The sequence below is a fragment of the Streptomyces sp. NPDC001927 genome, assembly GCF_053594455.1.
In genome coordinates this window covers 36,541-53,400 of sequence record NZ_JBSFEN010000016.1, presented here as the reverse complement: position 1 = coordinate 53,400, position 16,860 = coordinate 36,541, and the positions used below count along the sequence as shown (strand labels likewise).

Here is a 16,860-nt window from a genome sequence, read left to right as displayed (position 1 = left end):
GGGGGCTGGCGGCGGGTCAGACGACCTGGTGGAGCCAGCGGACCGGGGCGCCTTCGCCTGCGTAGCGGAAGGGCTCCAGTTCGTCGTCCCAGGGCTTGCCGAGGAGCTTGGCGATCTCCGCCTCCAGCTCCGTCTCGCCGCGCACGGAGCGGGCCAGGGCGGCCCGCAGGCGGTCCTCCGGGATCAGGATGTCGCCGTGCATGCCGGTGACCGCGTGGAAGATGCCCAGTTCGGGGGTGGCGCTGTAGCGCTCGCCCTCGGCGGTCGGGCAGGGTTCCGCGGTGACCTCGAAGCGGAGCATCTGCCAGCCGCGCAGCGCGGAGGCCAACTTGGACGCCGTGCCGGTCTCGCCCTGCCAGGAGAACTCGGCTCTCCACGTGCCGGGCGACGCCGGCTGGCGGATCCAGTCGAGCTGGACCCTCGCACCGAGGACACCCGCGACCGCCCATTCGACGTGCGGGCACAGCGCGCGCGGTGCGGAGTGTACGTACAGGACTCCACGTGTCGTCACCGGGACCTCCAGTGTGGGACGAGGTTCGCCTTTCCCAGCGGCCTCAGTAAACAGCATCGGGAGTAAACTCCGTAAACCCCCGAAAAGGGGACAGCATGTGACGTGATGTAATTTACCGGAGCCGACTGGCAAAGGTGCCTCTGGTTCGACGGGGGAAAAGCTACCGTGCCGCACCACCCTTGGGGTGACGTACGGTCGGTCCGGGGGCCGGTGGACACGAAGCTTTCACTCGCCAGGACGCCGACCGGGTGGGAAATGGGGGCCAAGGGGATGCGCCGAAGGATGCGCGGCACACGACGATTCCGTACCGGCCTCGCCGCCGCGGGGGCCGTGGCGCTGCTGTGCGCGGGCACCCTGACGGGGTGTGAGGCCGCGCGACCCGACGCCGCCGCCTCCCCGAAGCCGACCCCGACACCACGGCCGACCCCCGACTGGGACCGCACCCCCGCCTCCGTCGCCGCCGTCGGCGACTCCATCACCCGCGCCTTCGACGCCTGTACGGTCCTGGCGGACTGCCCCGAGGCGTCCTGGGCGACCGGCACGGACACCGTGGTCAACAGCCTGGCCCTGCGCCTCCTCGGCCCCGAGCGCGTCGCCGAGCGCAGCTGGAACCTGGCGAAGACGGGCGCGCGGATGGCGGAGCTGCCCGAGCAGATGGCCAGGGCGGGGGCCCGCAAGCCGGAGCTGGTGACGGTGATGATGGGCTCCAACGACGCCTGCCGGGCCCCGGCCGAACTGATGACGCCGGTCGCGGAGTTCCGCGCGGACTTCGAGGCGTCCCTCGCGAGCCTGCGCAGGGCCGCGCCGAAGGCGCAGGTGTACGTGTCGAGCGTGCCGGACCTGAAGCGGCTCTGGGCGTCCGGCAAGGACAGCGCCCTGAGCCGGCAGATATGGAAGCTGGGGATCTGCGGCTCGATGCTGGCCGACGCGGAGGACCTGAGCACTTCGGCCGAGAAGCGGCGCACGGCCGTGCGGGACCGGGTGGTGGCGTACAACACGGTCCTGAAGGAGGTCTGCGCGAAGGACCGCCGCTGCCGGTACGACGGCGGCGCGGTGTTCGGCTTCCCCTTCGACGGCGAGCAGCTGAGCCGCTGGGACTGGTTCCACCCCAGCAAGAACGGGCAGGCGCGGCTCGCGGAGCTGGCGCATCGGCAGGTGACGGCGCCGGAGCCGCCCGCGTAGGGTTCCGGATCATGAGGATCACGGGTGAACCCTTCGGTTCGGTCGACGGTACGGACGTCACGCGCTGGACCCTCCAGCGGGACTCCGTGCGCGTGCGGGTGCTGACGTACGGCGGCATCGTCCAGTCGGTCGTGGTGCCGGACCGGGACGGCGTGCCGGACGAGGTGGTGCTCGGGCACCCGGATCTGACGGGCTATCTGAAACACCCCGAGCCGTACTACGGCGCCCTGGTGGGGCGGTACGCCAACCGGATCGCGGGCGGGTCCTTCACCCTGGACGGCACGACGTACCGGCTCGCCCGCAACGGGGGGCCGAACGCCCTGCACGGCGGGGAGCGCGGCTTCGACAAGCGGGTGTGGGACGCGGCGGAGGTCGAGGGCGGGGTACGGCTCTCCCGGGTCTCCCCGGACGGCGAGGAGGGCTTCCCGGGCCGGCTCGCGGTCGAGGTGACGTACACCCTCGACGCCGACGGCGCGCTGCGGATCGGCTACCGGGCGGAGACCGACGCGCCGACCGTGGTGGCGCTGACGAACCACACGTACTGGAGGCCGGGCGGCGGGGCGCACGAACTGCGAATCGCGGCCGGGCGGTACACGCCGACGGACCCGACGGGCATCCCGACCGGGGTGTTCGCCGAGGTCACGGGCACGGAGCTGGACTTCCGTACCGGCGGGCCGCTGTCGGTCCCGCTGGACCACAACTTCGTCCTCGACGGGGACGGTTCGCCGGAGGCGGCCGAGCTGTACGCGCCCGACACCGGGCGGACGGTGACCGTGGAGACCACCGAGCCCGGGCTGCAGGTGTACGCGAACCCGGAGCTCGGCGGGGTGGCCCTGGAGACGCAGGCCTTCCCCGACTCGCCGAACCGGCCGGAGTTCCCGTCGACGGTCCTGCGGCCCGGCGAGGTGTACGCCTCGGAGACCGTCTTCCGCTTCGGTACGCGCTGACGAAGAAGCCCCGGGGCGGCTGTCAGGTTCCGCCCCGGGGCCGGTCATGGGAGGACGGGACCTCAGATCTCCAGCGTCGCCGTGAGGCGCGTGTCGGCGAGCGAGTGCGCGGCCCGGACCTCGTACGTACCGGAGATGTGCGCCCAGTCGTTCCGCTCCTCGTCCCAGATCTCGAAGGCGCGGGCGGGCAGCGGGATCTCGGTCTCGACGCTCTCGCCGGCGCCGGCCTCGACGCTCGCGAAGGCGGCCAGCCAGCGCGCCGGGCGCTCCACCTCGTCGGCGGCGGGCGCCAGGTAGATCTGGACGACCTCGCGGCCGGTGCGGGTGCCGGTGTTGGTGATCCGGACCTTCGCCGCCGTCGGGGTGACTTCGAGGGAGTCGTACGACCAGGTGGTGTAGCCGAGGCCGTGGCCGAAGGCGTACGCCGGGGTGGCGCCGGCCTTGTCCCAGGCGCGGTAGCCGATGAACACGCCCTCGTCGTAGGAGAGTTGCCCGTCGGTGGGGGTGGTCTCGGTGACCGGGACGTCGGCGAGGGCGACGGGCCAGGTGGTGGGGAGCCGGCCGCCGGGCTCCTCGGCGCCGGTGAGGACGTCGGCGAGCGCGGCGCCGCCCTCCTGGCCGGGGAACCAGCTGAGCAGGATCGCGGCGACCTCGTCGCGCCAGGGCATCTCGACCGGGGAGCCGGCGTTGACGACGACGACGGTGTTCGGGTTGGCGGCGGCGACGGCCCGGACCAGCTCGTCCTGGCGGCCCGGCAGGGCGAGGTCCTTGCGGTCGAAGCCCTCGGACTCGACCCGCTCGGTGGTGGCGACGACCACGACGGCGGTGTCGGCGGCGCGGGCGGCCTCGACGGCTTCGGCGATCAGTTCGTCGGGGTCGCGGCGCGGCCCGAGGTGGACGAAGGAGAACATCACGGCGGGCAGCGGGGCCGCGAACTCCTTGTCCAGCGGGTGGAGCAGGGAGACCTCGACGCTCTCGCCCGCCGTGAGGGCGACCTTGGCGCGCTCGACGGGAGAGCCGAAGAACGCCTCGAAGGGGTCGCTCTCGGGGCCCATCGCCTGGAGCCCGTCGAAGACGGTCTCCCCCGCGATGCTGAGGGTGAAGGCGCCGAGGCCGCGGGTGCCGAAGGAGTGCTCGCCGGACTCGCGCGGGGTGAACGTACCGGTGACCTCGATGGAGGCGAGGGCCTCGTGGGTGACGCCGGCCGGGAGGTCGTCGCCGATCCACTGGACCTGGCCGTTGGGCAGGGAGCCCTCACCGAGGACGGTGCCGTCGGCGTCGCGGCAGACGGCGCGGAGGGTGAACCCGGACGAGACCGAGCCGGCGGGGGTGAGTTCGTCGCTCGGGTCGGCGCCGACGGTGAAGGTGAGGGCGCCCTCGGGGAGCACGGCGGTGAGGCCGTCGAGCGGGGAGACCGTGTGGTCGGGGAAGACCTGGGCGGAGCCGCCGCCGAGGATCCGGGCGTCGCGGGCGGCGGCGCCGGAGAGGGCGACGGTGCCGTTCTTGAGGGGCAGCGCGTCGTTCTCGTTGCGGACGAGGACGACGCCTCGGTGGGCGACCTCGCGGGCGAGCGCGTCGCCGTCGATCGTGGCCGGGGGCTCGGTGACGACCGCCGGGGCGCCTTCGAGGGCGCCGACGCGGGCGGCGAGCCGCAGCACGTTCCGTACGGCCGCGTCGACCAGCGACTCCTCGACCTCGCCGGCCCGGACGGCGGCGGCGAGCGCCTCGCCGTAGACGGTCTGCGGGCCGGGCATGGCGACATCGAGGCCGCCTTCGATGTCGCCCTTGGTGGAGCGGGCGGCCATCCAATCGGAGACGTTGGCGCCGTCGAAGCCCCACTCGCCGCGCAGGACCTCGTTGACGAGCTCGTGGTGCTCGCTCATGGTCACGCCGTTGACCTGGTTGTAGGCGGTCATGATGCCCCAGGGGTGGGCGTTCTTGACGATGGCCTCGAAGGGCGCGAGGTAGAGCTCGCGCAGCGGGCGCGGGGCGATGACGCTGTCGACGGTGAAGCGGTCGGTCTCGGCGTCGTTGCCGACGTAGTGCTTGACCGTGGTGCCGACGCCGCCGTCCTGGACGCCCTGGACGTAGCCGGTGCCGATGGCTCCGGTGAGGTACGGGTCCTCGCTGTAGGCCTCGAAGTGGCGGCCGCCGAGCGGGGTGCGGTGCAGGTTGACGGTGGGGGCGAGGAGGACGTGGACGCCCTTGCGGCGGGCCTCCTGGGCGAGCAGACGGCCGGCGCGGCGGGCGAGGGCCGGGTCCCAGGACGCGGCGAGGGCGGTCGGGGAGGGCAGGGCGACGGACGGGTCGTCGGCGGTCCAGCGGACGCCCCGGACGCCGATCGGGCCGTCCGACATCACGATCGACCGCAGGCCGATCTCCGGAACGGCGGGCAGGGACCACATGTCCTGGCCGCCGAGCAGCCGGGTCTTGGTGTCCAGGTCGAGCTTGCCGAGCGCCGTCTCGACGGCCTGCTCACGAACGGTCTCCGCGCTGTGCTCCGCCATGGCCATGTCTCCTCGCTGAAGTCGTGTGCGGCCCATGGTGGACCCGATACCTGTAGATCGGTAGGTTACGTTACTGTTTCGTAATCATGTCATGCCGTACGGTCCTGGGAACGAAGGACCTTCGACGGCGGACAGACCGTCGAAGGACGGACCTTCGGTGGACGGACGGCAGGGAAAGGGGGCCACGGCGATGGTGCGGGCCAGGAGCGAGGAGCGGCGCTCGGACATCGTGCGCGCGGCCCTCGAGGTGATCGCCGAGCGCGGCTACCGGGGCGCGTCACTCGGCGCGGTCGCGGAGCGGGTCGGCCTGACGCAGCAGGGGCTGCTGCACTACTTCCCTACGAAGGAGGCCCTGCTCGTCGCGGTGCTCGCGGAGCGCGACAAGTGGGACACGAGCGGCGCGGGCTCGCGCGAGGGCTGGCGGCTCGACCTGATCGACTCGCTCGTCGAGTACAACGCGATGCGGCCGGGGATCGTGCAGACCTTCTCGGCGCTGCTCGGCGAGTCCGTGACCGAGGACCACCCGGCCCGCCGGTTCTTCACCGAGCGCTACACCCAGGTCCGTACGGAGATGGCGACCGTGCTGCGCCTGGAGTTCGGCGAGCGCCTGCCGAGCGGCCTTACGCCGGAGCGGGCGGCGCCGATCCTGACGGCCGTGATGGACGGCCTTCAGTACCAGTGGCTGCTCGACCCGACGGCCGTGGACATGCCGGCGGCGTTCCGGGACTTCCTGCGGCTGCTGCACGGCGGAGAGGCCGCGGAGGGCTCGGAGGACGCGGCGGGCTCGGGCGGCAAGTGAGGGCACCGTAGCGGGAGTTGCGGGTGAGCCGGGATACTGCGCGGGCCGGTTTCCGACGCGACGGAGGTCCCTCCCGTGCTGTCCCGTTTACGTCCCGCAGCGCTCGGTCTCGCGCTGATCACCGCCACCCTGACGCTCGGCGCACCGCCCGCCACGGCCGCGGGTTCCGCGCCCGCGGTGACCGCGGAGGAGGCGCGGCTGGACCGGGCCGTGCCCCAGGAGATCCTGCGGCGCGGCGGATTCGCCTCCGTGGCACCGGAGTTCGCCCGCGCCCTTGCCGGGGCGGAGTCGTACGGGGAGGCCGAGCGGGCGGTCGTACGGCACGGGGAACGGCTCTGGCGGGACGCCGTCGACCGGGCGCAGGGGCGCAGGGTGCGCGGGGACCTGAGCAAGGACGACGACCGCCCGCTGTACTGGGCGCGGCTCGCGCTGACCCGTGAACTGCGGGGCTGGCAGCCGGGGTTCGCGCTCGGGGAGGAGCGTAGGGCCCGGCTGCTGGACCGCCTTGAGCGCTCGTCGCGCGGCCAGGACTCGATCCGGTTTCCGGGCGAAGGGCCTCGCGGCACGTGCGTGAAGCGGATCCTGCTGACGGGCTTCGACCCGTTCACGCTCGACCGGGACGTCCGCATCAGCAACCCGTCGGGGGCCACCGCGCTGGCCCTGGACGGCACCTGGATCCGTACCGCCGACGGTGACCTCGCCCGGATCGAGACGGCCGTCTTCCCCGTCCGCTGGCAGGACTTCGCCGACGGCACCGTCGAGCGGACGCTGCGCGGGCACCTGCCGGAGGTGGACCTCTTCACCACCGTCAGCCAGGGCCGGATCGGCCGCTTCGACATCGAGCGGTTCAACGGCGCCTGGCGGGGCGGCTTCCCCGACAACGAGAACCTCTCGCGCACGGAGACCGTCCCGGTGGCCGACCCGGCCACGCAGCCGCAGTGGACGGCGACGACCCTGCCGTACGCCTCGATCGTCGCGGCGGACACCGGGCGGTTCCCGGTACGGGACAACACGACGGTGACCGAGATCCCGGCGGGCGCGACCGGGCCCGTGGACCGCCCGGACGGTCCGACGGCGGGCTCCACGGCCCGCGCGGGCGGCGGCGGGAACTACCTCTCCAACGAGATCGCCTACCGCGCGACCCTGCTGCGCGACCGGCTCGGCCTGCCACAGCTGCCCGGCGGCCATGTCCACACCCCGGTCCTGCAGTTCGGCGCGGGCAACACCGACCCGGCGACGGGCACGGTCACCGACCCGGAGTTCGTCGCCAACCGGCTCGCCATCATCGCCCAGGTCCGGGCGATCCTCGCGGTGGCCGCCGCGAACTCCTAGGGGGTGTCTCGTCGATCAGGCCGGATCAGGGAGCGGGGTCTGGTGCGTGCGATCGCAAGGAGGAGGGAGTCGACGCGGAGCGTCGGCGACCGACGACAACGCGGCGAGCGGGCGTGCCAGACCCCGCGAGCCCGGCATGATCGACGAGACACCCCCTAGCCTCGTCGACGGATGGGCGGGATGATGGCGGTCATGATCGTCGCAGCAGCGCAGTTCGCCCCGGTCGCCGGGGACGTCGAGGCCAATGTCCGTACCGTGGCCGGGCTGATCCGCGGGGCCGCCGCGGAGGGCGCCCGCGTGGTCGTCCTGCCCGAGCTGGCCCTCACCGGCTACGAGCCGACCCTCATCGGCGCCACCCCGGCCCTCCACCTCGCCGAGGACGACCCGCGTCTCGATCCGGTACGGGAGGCCTGCCACGCGGAGGGCGTGGCGGCGGTCGTCAACGGGCCGGTGCGCACGGCGGGCGGCCGGCCGGGCATCACGTCCCTGGTGATCGGCCCGGACGGCGAGCTGCTCGCCCGCTACGACAAGGCGCATCTGCACGGCATCGAGAACGAGGTCTTCGCCCCGGGCACGGCCGACGGGCGCTTCACCCTCGACGGGGTCCGTTTCGCGCTCGCCACCTGCTACGACAACCGCTTCCCCGACATCGCGGAGCGGGCCGTCGCCGACGGCTGCACGGTCTATCTGGCGAGCTCCGCGCTCGACCCCGACAACGACTCGTTCGAGAAGGTGTACCCGGTACGGGCCCGGGACTTCGGCCTCTACGTGGTCCTGGCGAACTTCGTCGGCACGTGCGAGGCGGGCCCGTGCGTCGGCCTCAGCGGCGGCTGGGGCCCCGACGGCGAGCGCATCGCCGACGCGGGTCCCGAGCGCGCGGGCTTCGCCCTCGCCGAGGTGGGCTGAGGCCGGCCGGCGTCAGGCGTACGGGTTCCGCTGCGGCTGCGGGGTGCCCGTCTGGGCGGGCGGCGCGGGGGTCTTGCCCCCGCCCTCGCCCGTCCCGGTCGTCTCGGCCGTCTCGCCGTTCAGCTCGCGGGCCATCAGGGTCGCGCCCGCGACGGCGCCCGGCATCAGGAAGACGGCGACCAACGGGACCAGGAACGAGAGGACCAGCGGGACGCCGAAGCCAAGGGTGAGCATCCGGCGGCCCCGGAGCATCTCGAGGCGGCTCTTCAGCTCGACGCCCCGGCGCTGGAGGGCGACGGAGGTCAGTTCGTGGGCGAGGAAGAAGCCCGAGACGCAGAAGCCGATCACCGGGACGACCGTCTGGCCGACGACCGGGATGAAGCCGCAGGCGAAGAGCAGGATGCCGTACAGGGCGACCCGGGCGAGCACGCGCAGGCTGTCGCGTGCGGAGATCCACAGTTCGCGCCAGAGCGGCAGGCCCGACTCAGGGACGTCGCCGCCCTCGGTGCGGTCGACCTGCTCGGAGAGCGACTCGTAGAACGGCTGGCCGACCAGCAGGGTCACGGCGGTGAAGGTGATGACCGCGAGGAAGAGCCCGAAGGCGAAGACCAGGCCGGTGAAGAAGCCCCGGACGAGCCCCTGCCAGGGGGAGGTCCAGTCGTCGGCGAACGGGGTCGCCCAGGTGGTCAGGTCGTCGGCTCCGTAGCCGAGGCCGATGAGCGCGCCCACGTAGAGGACGAGGGTCACGAGCCCCGGGAGCAGCCCGAAGCCGAACCACCGGCCGTGCCGGGCCACCCACTTCTGCCCCTGTACCAGATATCCGAACCCGGCCCCGAAATCGCGCATGTGGATCACCCTATCGGGCGTGCCGCACGCGCCCGTACGAAGCGGGCCGCACCCCGGTCGGTCGGGGTGCGGCCCACTTCAGACTACGCGTAACTCAGACGGCCAGCTCGACCGTGATGTTCCCGCGGGTCGCCTTGGAGTACGGGCAGACCTGGTGGGCCTTCTCGATCAGGCTCTTCGCGGTCTCGGCGTCCACGTTCGGAATGGTCGCCGAGATCTTGACGATGATGCCGAAGCCGTCGTCGTTCTTGCCTATGCCGACCTCGGCGGTGACCGTCGAGCCCGAGATGTCGGCGTTCTCGTTGCGCGCCACGACGCCCAGCGCGCCCTGGAAGCAGGCGCTGTAGCCGGCGGCGAAGAGCTGCTCGGGGTTGGTGCCCGCGCCCGAGCCGCCCATGGCCTTCGGCGGGTTCACGACGACGTCGAGCTGGCCGTCGTCGGTCGCGACCCGGCCGTCACGCCCGTTCTCGGCGGTGGCGATGGCGGTGTACAGGACGTCGGACTGCTGGATGGACATCTGATGCTTCCTTCTGCTGGTTCGCCGCGACTCGCGCCCACGATCGCGACGGCTGAGGGAAGACTAACGGGTCGCGGAAACGATCATCTTTCCGGTGTTCTCCCCGCGGAGCAGGCCGAGGAAGGCCTCCACACCGTTCTCGATGCCCTCGACGACGGTCTCGTCGTACTTCAGCTCGCCGGAGCGCAGCCAGCCGCCGACCTCCTGGACGAACTGCGGCTGCAGGCCGTAGTGGTCGCCGACGAGGACGCCCTGGAGGCGCAGCCGCTTGCCGATGATCATGGCCATGTTCCGCGGGCCGGGGACCGGCTCGGTCTCGTTGTACTGCGCGATCATGCCGCAGATGGTCGCGCGGCCGTGCACGTTGAGCGAGGAGATCGCGGCTTCGAGGTGGTCCCCGCCGACGTTGTCGAAGTAGACGTCTATGCCGTCCGGGGCGGCCTCGCGGAGCTGGTCCTTGACCGGGCCGTTCTTGTAGTTGAAGGCGGCGTCGAAGCCGTACTCCTCGACGAGCTTCTTGACCTTCTCGTCGGAGCCGGCCGAGCCGATGACCCGGGAGGCGCCCTTGAGCTTCGCCATCTGGCCGACCTGGCCGCCGACGGCGCCGGCCGCGCCGGAGACGAAGACCACGTCGCCCTCCTTGAAGGAGGCGACCTCGAAGAGGCCGGCGTAGGCCGTCAGGCCCGTCATGCCGAGCACGCCGAGGTACGCGGAGAGGGGGGCCAGGTCGGGGTCGACCTTGGTGGCGTGCTGGGCGGGCACGTCGGCGTACTCGCGCCAGCCGAGGCCGTGCAGGACGTGGTCGCCGACGGCGAAGCCCTCCGCGTTCGACGCGATGACCTCACCGACGGCGCCGCCGTCCATGGGGTGGTCGAGCTTGAACGGCGGGACGTACGACTTCACGTCGTTCATCCGGCCCCGCATGTACGGGTCGACCGAGAAGTGCAGGTTCTTGACCAGGATCCGGCCCTCGGCGGGCGCGGTGACGGGGGTCTCACGGAGCGCGAAGTCCGCGGGGGTCGGCCAGCCGTGCGGACGGGCGACGAGGTGCCACTCACGGCTGGACGCGGGAAGTACGGACATCGGCTCTGCCTCCTGGAACGAGAAATTACTTCACCAACTGAAACAACCATGCGCCTGGATATTTCATGTTGTCAAGTATCTGGGTACGATGGTGCCCATGGCCACCCCACGCACAGACCCCCTGACCGTCGAAGTCGTCGACCTGATCGGCACGGTCGTGGCGCGGTACCACCAGGAGTACGAGCAGGCGGCCTCGGAGCACGCGCTCACCGGCGCGCAGGCCCGGGTCCTCGGACTGCTGTCGCTCGAGCCGGTGGCGATGCGGAAGATCGCCGAGAAGCTGAAGTGCGAGCCGTCGAACGTGACGGGGATCGTCGACCGCCTCGAAGCGCGCGGCCTGGCGGAGCGCCGCCCCGACCCGGCCGACCGCCGCGTCAAGCTGGCCGCGCCCACGCCGGAGGGCCTGGACACCGCCCGTCGGCTGCGGGAGTCGCTCGACTTCGCGCGCGAGCCGCTCGGGCAGCTCACGGAGGTCGAGCGGACGCTGCTGCGGGACCTGCTGAAGCGGATGTTGGGCGAGGACGGGGCGTAGCAGGACGCGTCGCCACACGGCGGTCGCTACCAGCAGATGAAGAGCCAGCACTCCTTGGTGGGGGTCGGCGTGGGTGGCGCCGGAGTCGTGGGCGGCGAGCCGGGCGGTGTCGCCGTCGGGCTGCCGCTGCCCGACGGTGTCGGCGTGGTCCCCGGCTGCGACGCGGACGGCGAACCCGTCGGCGGGGCGCTCGTCGGGTTGCCCTGACCGCCGTCCGAGCCCTGCCCGGTCCCGCCCACGTCCCCCGAGCCGTTCCCGCCGCCCGAGCCGGATCCACCGGCGGAGCCCCCGCCGGGTATGCCCGTGTGCCCCTGGGCGGGCGTGTGCGCGTCCACCGGGGAGGCCGAGGTCGAGACCCGTACAGGGCCCCGGGTCTCCGTGGGCCGGACGCTCTCCGAAGGCACCGGAGGCAGCGAGGTCTCCACGACCTCCTCCTCCTGGACCGCGGTGGCGGCGCCGCCCTCGTCCGGAGGGTCCAGGGCCACCTTCGTCAGGCTCAGCGCCCCGGCCGCCAGGAGCAGCCCGAGGGAGCCCACCAGAACGTTTCGCCCCTTGCGGCTGCGGGCCCGGCGCCCCTTGCGCGAGGCCGCCCTCCCGGACGCGACCGGTCCCGCCGGGGCACGCCTGGCGGCGCGCCTGCCTCCCGAGGCGGGGCGCGGAGGCTCGACGACGTCCAGTTCGTAGACGTGCTCGGTCTCGGCCGCGTACTCGGTCGCGCGGGGGGTCTCGTACCGCAGCTCCTCCACGGGCGTACCGCACCCCGCACAGGCGAGGGCGCCGTTGAGATGCCGTCGGCACTGATGGCAGTAGTCCATGGCTGCCGCAGAGTATGTGTCGGCGGGTCCCCACAGGTAGGCGGGAACGTGAGGATCCTGTGAGGAAACCCCAGGTCGACGGCGTGTCGTCGCGATTCTCCCGCTTCGGGCAGGATGGTCGCATGACCTCGTCCGAGCCCTTCGGGCCCACCGAGTTCCAGCTCGTCCTGCTCCGCCGGATGGCCGACCACCAGCCGGATCTCGTCGAGGAAGCCGTCCGCGCGCTCGGCGCGACACGGACCGCGATGCGCGAGGCCAACCGGCGCTGGCAGGCCTGGGCGCACGGCCGCCGGGGGCCGGGCGAGCTCACCCGCTACCGGTCGGCGCTCGGGGAGCCCGTGGCGCGCCGCCGGGTGGAGCGGTACGACTCCGAGATCCTCCAGTGGGAGCTCCCGCTCTGGCCCGAGCTGCGCTGGGAGGTCCTGGTGGGCCCGCTCGGCCGCAGGACCGCGCCGGACGTCTGGGGCAGCGGCCTGGTCCGCGCGCCCGGCGCCCCCGTCCCCGAGCTGCGCACCGCGGCGGATCTACGGCCCTGGGGCTGCACCGTCGCCGAGGTCGGCAACGCCTTCCCGCCGGCCCGGGCGCGCGAGGGCAGCGCGCCGACCCGGCTGCGCCTGGACTTCACCCTCCCCGACGGCGGCACGGGTGCGGCCGAGTTCACCTGGGGGCTGTTCCAGCGTCTGCTCTGACCGGACGTCAGGCCCCCTCCAAGACACCCCTCCAGGACGCCCCTCCGAGACACCCCCTCCACCCCCGGGCGGCGCATCCCAGCGCGCGCCGCGCCGGAGGCGGTCGCACGATGCGAACAGGACGCCGAAACGCACCACGCCTCGCCCCGTGCCAGCACCGCACTCCGGAGGATCCGCCGTGACCGTCAGCCTTGAGCAGCTGCGCCGTTGCCATGTCGCCGTCGACCTGGGCGCCGCCCGGACCCGGGTCTTCGTCAAGGGCGCCGGGCTCGTCGTCGACGAGCCCAGTGTCGCCGCCGTGAACACCCGTACCGGCGCGCTGATCGCCGTCGGCGCGCTGGCCGAGAAGATGACCGGCCGCACCCCCGACTACATCCGGGTCGTCCGGCCCGTCTCCGGCGGCACCGTCGTCGACATCGACATGGCCCAGCGGATGCTCCGTCACCTCCTCGGCGAGAAGCTCCGCCGCCAGCTGCGCCGCAAGCCCCGGCTGCGCGCCGCCGCCTGCACCCCGCACGACAGCGACCCGCTCGCGCAGCGCGCGGCGGTGGAGACCCTCGTCGGGCTCGGCGCCCGCCGGGTCGAGCTGGTCGACACCCTGATCGCGGCGGCCGTGGGCTGCGGACTCCCCGTCGAGCAGCCCACCGCCACCATGATCATGGTCTGCGGGGCGGCCACCACCCAGGTCGCCGTGCTGTCCCTGGGGTCGATCGTGACCGCCGAGCGGATCCCGGTGGGCGGTGACGCGATCGACCACGCGGTCATCCAGCACCTGCGCCACCAGCACGAGCTGATGCTCCCCAGCCAGTCCGTCCGCCCGCTGCAACTCGCCCTCAGCGGCAACGGCCTGACGCTCCAGGGCCCGAGCTACACCGAGATCCACGGCCGTGACGTCGCCACCGGCCTCGCCCGCTCGGTGACCGTCGACACCGCAGCCGTGCGCGAGGCCATCCACACCCCGCTGACCGCCGTCCTCGACGGCATCGGCAAGATCCTGCGCGACTGCCCGCCCGACCTGGTGGCCGACCTCGCCGAGCGCGGCATCATGATGGTCGGCGGCAGCGCGCTGCTCCCCGGGCTCGACCAGATGCTGCGCGAGGCGACCGGGATGCCGGTGACCATCGCCGAACGGCCCGACGTGTGCGCGATCCTGGGGCTCGGCTCGATGCTGGAGGGCAAGATCCAGCCGATGGTCCTCGACCCGCTGGCCGAGGCGGAATGATCGTCCCGATCGCCCGTTTCGCCTGACAATGCTCCCATGGCACTGACGGACCACCACGACGAACCGGACGCGGCACCGCACCTGCCGATGCTGCTCCAGGCGGTCCTGAGCGTCGGCACCGATCTCGAACTGCGGGCCACGCTCCAGCACATCGTGGAGTCCGCGACCGACCTGATCGGGGCGCGCTACGGGGCGCTCGGGGTCGTGGACCCCGAGCGCGGCCGGCTCACGGAGCTGTTCACCTCCGGCATGACGGACGCCGAGCGGGAGCGGATCCCCCGCCTCCCCGACGGGCACAGCGGGCTCCTCGGGGTCCTCATCGAGGACCCGCAGCCGCTGCGCCTCGACGACCTGACCGCCGATCCGCGCTCCGGCGGGGTGCCCGAGGGCCATCCCGTCATGCACTCCTTCCTCGGGGTGCCGATCCGGGTCCACACCGAGGTGTTCGGCAACCTCTACCTCACTGAGAAGCGGGGCGGCCCGTTCACCGAGCGGGACCTGTCGATGCTGCGGGTCCTCGCCTCGCAGGCCGGGATCGCGATCGGCAACGCCCGCCTCTACGAGACCGTCCGGCAGCGCGAGCGGTGGATCGAGGGCGCGGCGGCGGTGACGACGGCGCTGCTCGCCGGGGAGCCCGCGGCGGACGCGCTGATGACCGTCGCCGAGCGGGCGCGGCTGCTCGCCGACGCGTCGGCCGGGGTCGTCCTGCAGCCCACCGAGGAGGGCGGGATGGAGATCGTGGCGGCCTCGACCGTGGACGACCCGGGCGACCTGGTGGGGACGACGATCGCGCCGGGCTCGCCGGTCCTCGAGCAACTGCTGGGCGGGGAGCCGGTGTTCGTCGAGGACTCGGCGACCGACCCGCGGATGACGACGCATGTACGGTCGCGGTTCGGGCCCTCGATGATGCTGCCGCTGCAGAGCGGCGGCCGGCTCATCGGCACGCTCGCACTCCCCCGGCGGCTCGGCGGTCGCCCGTACACGGCGGTGGAGCGGCTGCTCGCCTCGCAGTTCGCCTCCCAGGCGGCCCTCGCGCTCGTCCTCGCGGACGCGCAGCACAACCGGGAGCAGCTCGCGGTGTACGAGGACCGCGACCGGATCGCCCGTGACCTGCACGATCTGGTCGTCCAGCGGCTGTTCGCGACGGAGATGATGCTGGAGTCGACGCGCCGCCGCGCGACGGACTCCCCGGCCGAAGAGGACGCGGAGGCCGCGGCGGGCGACCTCTCCGCCGACCCCGACTCCCTCGGAGACACCGCGCTCCTCGGCCGGGCCGTGGACGAGCTGGACTCCACCATCCAGGAGGTACGGACGGCCATCTTCGCCCTCCAGCAGCCGCCCGCCGACGCGCCGACGACCTTCCGGGGCCGGGTGCTGCGCGAGACGGGCGGCGCGGCGGCCCTCCTCGGCTTCCAGCCCTCCGTGCACTTCACCGGCGCCGTCGACACGCTCGTCGACCCGGCCGACGCCGACCCGCTGCTCGCCACCCTGCGCAAGGCCCTCGCGGCGGCGCACCGCCGGTCGGGTATCTCGGCCATCCGGGTCGAGGTGGCGGCGACCCCGGACGGCCCGCGCCTGACGGTGACGGACGACGGCCGCCCGGCCACCACGGCGCACTGGCCGTAGCCCCCGCGAAGCCACGCCCCCGTGCGCCGGCCGTAGCCCCCGCGAAGCCACGCCCCCGTACGGCCCAATCCGGCGCGCCCCGGTCCGCCGCGCGCACTTGACTGATCGCGTGGACACCCTCGCGAAGCCCTCCGGCACCGCCTACCGGAACCTGGTCATGGCCACGATCGGGTTCGCGCTCACCTTCTGGGCGTGGGACCTGATCGCGCCGCTGGGCAGCTGGTACGGGGACCGGCTGAACCTCAGCTCCTTCCAGCAGTCCCTGCTCGTCGCCGTCCCCGTCCTGGTCGGCTCGCTGGGCCGGATCCCGGTCGGCGCGCTCACCGACCGCTACGGCGCCAAGCTGATGTTCCCGCTGGTGTCGGCGCTGACGATCGTGCCCGTCCTCCTCCTGATCCCGGCGAAGAACTCGTACGGCGCGATGCTCGCCGTCGGCTTCCTCCTCGGCCTCGGCGGCACGACCTTCGCGATCGGCATCCCGCTGGTCAACTCCTGGTTCCCGCCCGCCAAGCGGGGCCTGGCGCTCGGCGTCTTCGGCATGGGCATGGGCGGTGTGGCGCTCTCCGGCTACTTCACCCCGCGCATCGCCAAGCACGGCGAGAACCTGCCGTTCGTCGTGGTCGCCGTCGCCCTCGCCGCGTACGCCGTCCTCGCGCTGCTCCTCATCAAGGACCGCCCCGACCGGCCGGTCCCCACGGCCTCCCTCGCGACCCGGCTCGGCAAGGCGGGGCGGCTGCGGGTGACCTGGGAGCTGTCGGCGCTGTACGCGATCGGCTTCGGCGGCATCGTCGCGTTCGGGGTGTACCTGCCGACGTACCTGAAGACCTGGTACGAACTGGACCCGACCGACGCCGGTACGAAGGCCGCCGGATTCGCCCTGGTCACCGTCGTCTTCCGGCCCATCGGCGGCTGGCTCTCCGACCGGGTCCACCCCGCGCTCGTCACGGCCGGCGCGCTCGGCTTCGTCGCCCTGTTCGCGATCGTCCAGGCCTTCGACCCGCCGCTGAACCCGGGCGGCACGATCGCCCTGCTCTGCATGGCCGCCGGGCTCGGCACGGCGAGCGGCTCGGTCTTCGCGCTGGTCTCGCAGGTCACCCCGCAGCCGCAGGTCGGCAGCGTCACCGGCATCGTCGGGGCGATGGGCGGGCTCGGCGGCTTCGTGCCGCCGCTGGTGATGGGCGCGATCTACAGCGCCAAGGACTCCTACTCGATCGGTTTCATGCTCCTCTCCGACCTCGCGCTCGCGGGCTGTGTGTACGCGTACGGGCGGATGCGGACGATCAGGCCGACCGCGGACGACGGCGGGGCGCCGGAGGTGAGCAAGGTCGCAGCACCTCGCCCCTGAG

The 16,860-nt window shown here is 73.0% G+C and carries 16 protein-coding genes; 10 read left to right on the top strand and 6 right to left on the bottom strand.

Features of this window, described 5'->3' with window-relative positions:
- Nucleotides 1–16: 16 nt before the first annotated feature.
- Nucleotides 17–511, bottom strand: a complete 495-nt coding sequence (locus ACWCO8_RS34910; RefSeq protein WP_137989482.1) for a DUF3145 domain-containing protein — start codon at nucleotides 509–511, stop codon at nucleotides 17–19.
- 282 nt (nucleotides 512–793) lie between these two features.
- On the opposite strand from ACWCO8_RS34910, the gene ACWCO8_RS34905 reads away from it, so the two are divergent.
- The gene (locus tag ACWCO8_RS34905) at nucleotides 794–1,693 is read left to right on the top strand and encodes an SGNH/GDSL hydrolase family protein (RefSeq protein ID WP_451035570.1); all 900 of its coding nucleotides are present in this window, start codon (nucleotides 794–796) and stop codon (nucleotides 1,691–1,693) included.
- Nucleotides 1,694–1,704: 11 nt separating this feature from the next.
- Nucleotides 1,705–2,640, top strand: a complete 936-nt coding sequence (locus ACWCO8_RS34900; protein WP_451035569.1) for an aldose epimerase family protein — start codon at nucleotides 1,705–1,707, stop codon at nucleotides 2,638–2,640.
- 62 nt (nucleotides 2,641–2,702) lie between these two features.
- Here the strand turns inward: ACWCO8_RS34900 and ACWCO8_RS34895 are convergent, their stop codons facing one another.
- Entirely contained in the window at nucleotides 2,703–5,147 is a 2,445-nt protein-coding gene (locus tag ACWCO8_RS34895; RefSeq protein WP_451035568.1) for a glycoside hydrolase family 3 protein, read from the bottom strand.
- A gap of 190 nt (nucleotides 5,148–5,337) precedes the next feature.
- Between ACWCO8_RS34895 and ACWCO8_RS34890 the strand changes: the two genes are divergently transcribed.
- From ACWCO8_RS34890 to ACWCO8_RS34880, 3 genes are all read left to right on the top strand, one after another.
- Nucleotides 5,338–5,946 (top strand): TetR/AcrR family transcriptional regulator, encoded by a 609-nt coding sequence (locus ACWCO8_RS34890; protein ID WP_451035639.1) that lies wholly within the window; start codon nucleotides 5,338–5,340, stop codon nucleotides 5,944–5,946.
- 117 nt (nucleotides 5,947–6,063) lie between these two features.
- On the top strand, nucleotides 6,064–7,278 hold the full coding sequence (locus ACWCO8_RS34885) for a pyroglutamyl peptidase (RefSeq protein ID WP_451035638.1): 1,215 nt from the start codon (nucleotides 6,064–6,066) through the stop codon (nucleotides 7,276–7,278).
- Between the two features lie 192 nt (nucleotides 7,279–7,470).
- Entirely contained in the window at nucleotides 7,471–8,184 is a 714-nt protein-coding gene (locus tag ACWCO8_RS34880) for a carbon-nitrogen hydrolase family protein (RefSeq protein WP_451035567.1), read from the top strand.
- Between the two features lie 12 nt (nucleotides 8,185–8,196).
- On the opposite strand, the gene ACWCO8_RS34875 is transcribed toward ACWCO8_RS34880, so the two are convergent.
- The 3 genes from ACWCO8_RS34875 to ACWCO8_RS34865 form a co-directional block, all read right to left on the bottom strand.
- Nucleotides 8,197–9,030, bottom strand: a complete 834-nt coding sequence (locus ACWCO8_RS34875) for an EI24 domain-containing protein (RefSeq protein WP_451035566.1) — start codon at nucleotides 9,028–9,030, stop codon at nucleotides 8,197–8,199.
- A 94-nt stretch (nucleotides 9,031–9,124) separates the two neighbouring features.
- A complete protein-coding gene (locus ACWCO8_RS34870; protein ID WP_362015140.1) occupies nucleotides 9,125–9,547 on the bottom strand; it encodes an organic hydroperoxide resistance protein in 423 nt (140 codons plus the stop codon).
- 63 nt (nucleotides 9,548–9,610) lie between these two features.
- A complete protein-coding gene (locus ACWCO8_RS34865) occupies nucleotides 9,611–10,630 on the bottom strand; it encodes an NADP-dependent oxidoreductase (RefSeq protein WP_451035565.1) in 1,020 nt (339 codons plus the stop codon).
- Between the two features lie 97 nt (nucleotides 10,631–10,727).
- Between ACWCO8_RS34865 and ACWCO8_RS34860 the strand changes: the two genes are divergently transcribed.
- Nucleotides 10,728–11,162 carry a MarR family winged helix-turn-helix transcriptional regulator gene (locus ACWCO8_RS34860; protein ID WP_451035564.1) on the top strand — a complete coding sequence of 145 codons (435 nt, stop codon included), beginning with the start codon at nucleotides 10,728–10,730 and terminating at the stop codon, nucleotides 11,160–11,162.
- A 26-nt stretch (nucleotides 11,163–11,188) separates the two neighbouring features.
- Here ACWCO8_RS34860 and ACWCO8_RS34855 read toward each other — a convergent pair whose 3' ends face one another.
- Entirely contained in the window at nucleotides 11,189–11,977 is a 789-nt protein-coding gene (locus tag ACWCO8_RS34855) for an SCO2400 family protein (RefSeq protein WP_451035563.1), read from the bottom strand.
- A 122-nt stretch (nucleotides 11,978–12,099) separates the two neighbouring features.
- Here ACWCO8_RS34855 and ACWCO8_RS34850 point away from each other — a divergent pair, with 122 nt between their 5' ends.
- The 4 genes from ACWCO8_RS34850 to ACWCO8_RS34835 all read left to right on the top strand — a co-directional run bounded on the left by ACWCO8_RS34850 (nucleotide 12,100) and on the right by ACWCO8_RS34835 (nucleotide 16,859).
- Nucleotides 12,100–12,666, top strand: a complete 567-nt coding sequence (locus ACWCO8_RS34850) for a hypothetical protein (protein ID WP_451035562.1) — start codon at nucleotides 12,100–12,102, stop codon at nucleotides 12,664–12,666.
- A gap of 178 nt (nucleotides 12,667–12,844) precedes the next feature.
- A complete protein-coding gene (gene mreB / locus ACWCO8_RS34845; RefSeq protein ID WP_362015127.1) occupies nucleotides 12,845–13,888 on the top strand; it encodes a rod shape-determining protein in 1,044 nt (347 codons plus the stop codon).
- A 36-nt stretch (nucleotides 13,889–13,924) separates the two neighbouring features.
- Entirely contained in the window at nucleotides 13,925–15,514 is a 1,590-nt protein-coding gene (locus tag ACWCO8_RS34840) for a sensor histidine kinase (protein ID WP_451035561.1), read from the top strand.
- A gap of 157 nt (nucleotides 15,515–15,671) precedes the next feature.
- Nucleotides 15,672–16,859 (top strand): nitrate/nitrite transporter, encoded by a 1,188-nt coding sequence (locus tag ACWCO8_RS34835; protein WP_451035637.1) that lies wholly within the window; start codon nucleotides 15,672–15,674, stop codon nucleotides 16,857–16,859.
- Nucleotide 16,860 lies beyond the last annotated feature (1 nt).

Bases quoted from the DNA above. Each gene is read 5' to 3' on its own strand.
- ACWCO8_RS34840 (WP_451035561.1), top strand. From the start codon at position 13,925: ATGGCACTGACGGACCACCACGACGAACCGGACGCGGCACCGCACCTG.
- ACWCO8_RS34860 (WP_451035564.1), top strand. From the start codon at position 10,728: ATGGCCACCCCACGCACAGACCCCCTGACCGTCGAAGTCGTCGACCTG.
- ACWCO8_RS34870 (WP_362015140.1), bottom strand. From the start codon at position 9,547: ATGTCCATCCAGCAGTCCGACGTCCTGTACACCGCCATCGCCACCGCC.
- ACWCO8_RS34875 (WP_451035566.1), bottom strand. From the start codon at position 9,030: ATGCGCGATTTCGGGGCCGGGTTCGGATATCTGGTACAGGGGCAGAAG.
- ACWCO8_RS34880 (WP_451035567.1), top strand. From the start codon at position 7,471: ATGATCGTCGCAGCAGCGCAGTTCGCCCCGGTCGCCGGGGACGTCGAG.
- ACWCO8_RS34835 (WP_451035637.1), top strand. From the start codon at position 15,672: ATGGCCACGATCGGGTTCGCGCTCACCTTCTGGGCGTGGGACCTGATC.
- ACWCO8_RS34895 (WP_451035568.1), bottom strand. From the start codon at position 5,147: ATGGCGGAGCACAGCGCGGAGACCGTTCGTGAGCAGGCCGTCGAGACG.
- ACWCO8_RS34850 (WP_451035562.1), top strand. From the start codon at position 12,100: ATGACCTCGTCCGAGCCCTTCGGGCCCACCGAGTTCCAGCTCGTCCTG.
- ACWCO8_RS34905 (WP_451035570.1), top strand. From the start codon at position 794: ATGCGCGGCACACGACGATTCCGTACCGGCCTCGCCGCCGCGGGGGCC.
- ACWCO8_RS34890 (WP_451035639.1), top strand. From the start codon at position 5,338: ATGGTGCGGGCCAGGAGCGAGGAGCGGCGCTCGGACATCGTGCGCGCG.
- ACWCO8_RS34865 (WP_451035565.1), bottom strand. From the start codon at position 10,630: ATGTCCGTACTTCCCGCGTCCAGCCGTGAGTGGCACCTCGTCGCCCGT.
- ACWCO8_RS34855 (WP_451035563.1), bottom strand. From the start codon at position 11,977: ATGGACTACTGCCATCAGTGCCGACGGCATCTCAACGGCGCCCTCGCC.
- ACWCO8_RS34900 (WP_451035569.1), top strand. From the start codon at position 1,705: ATGAGGATCACGGGTGAACCCTTCGGTTCGGTCGACGGTACGGACGTC.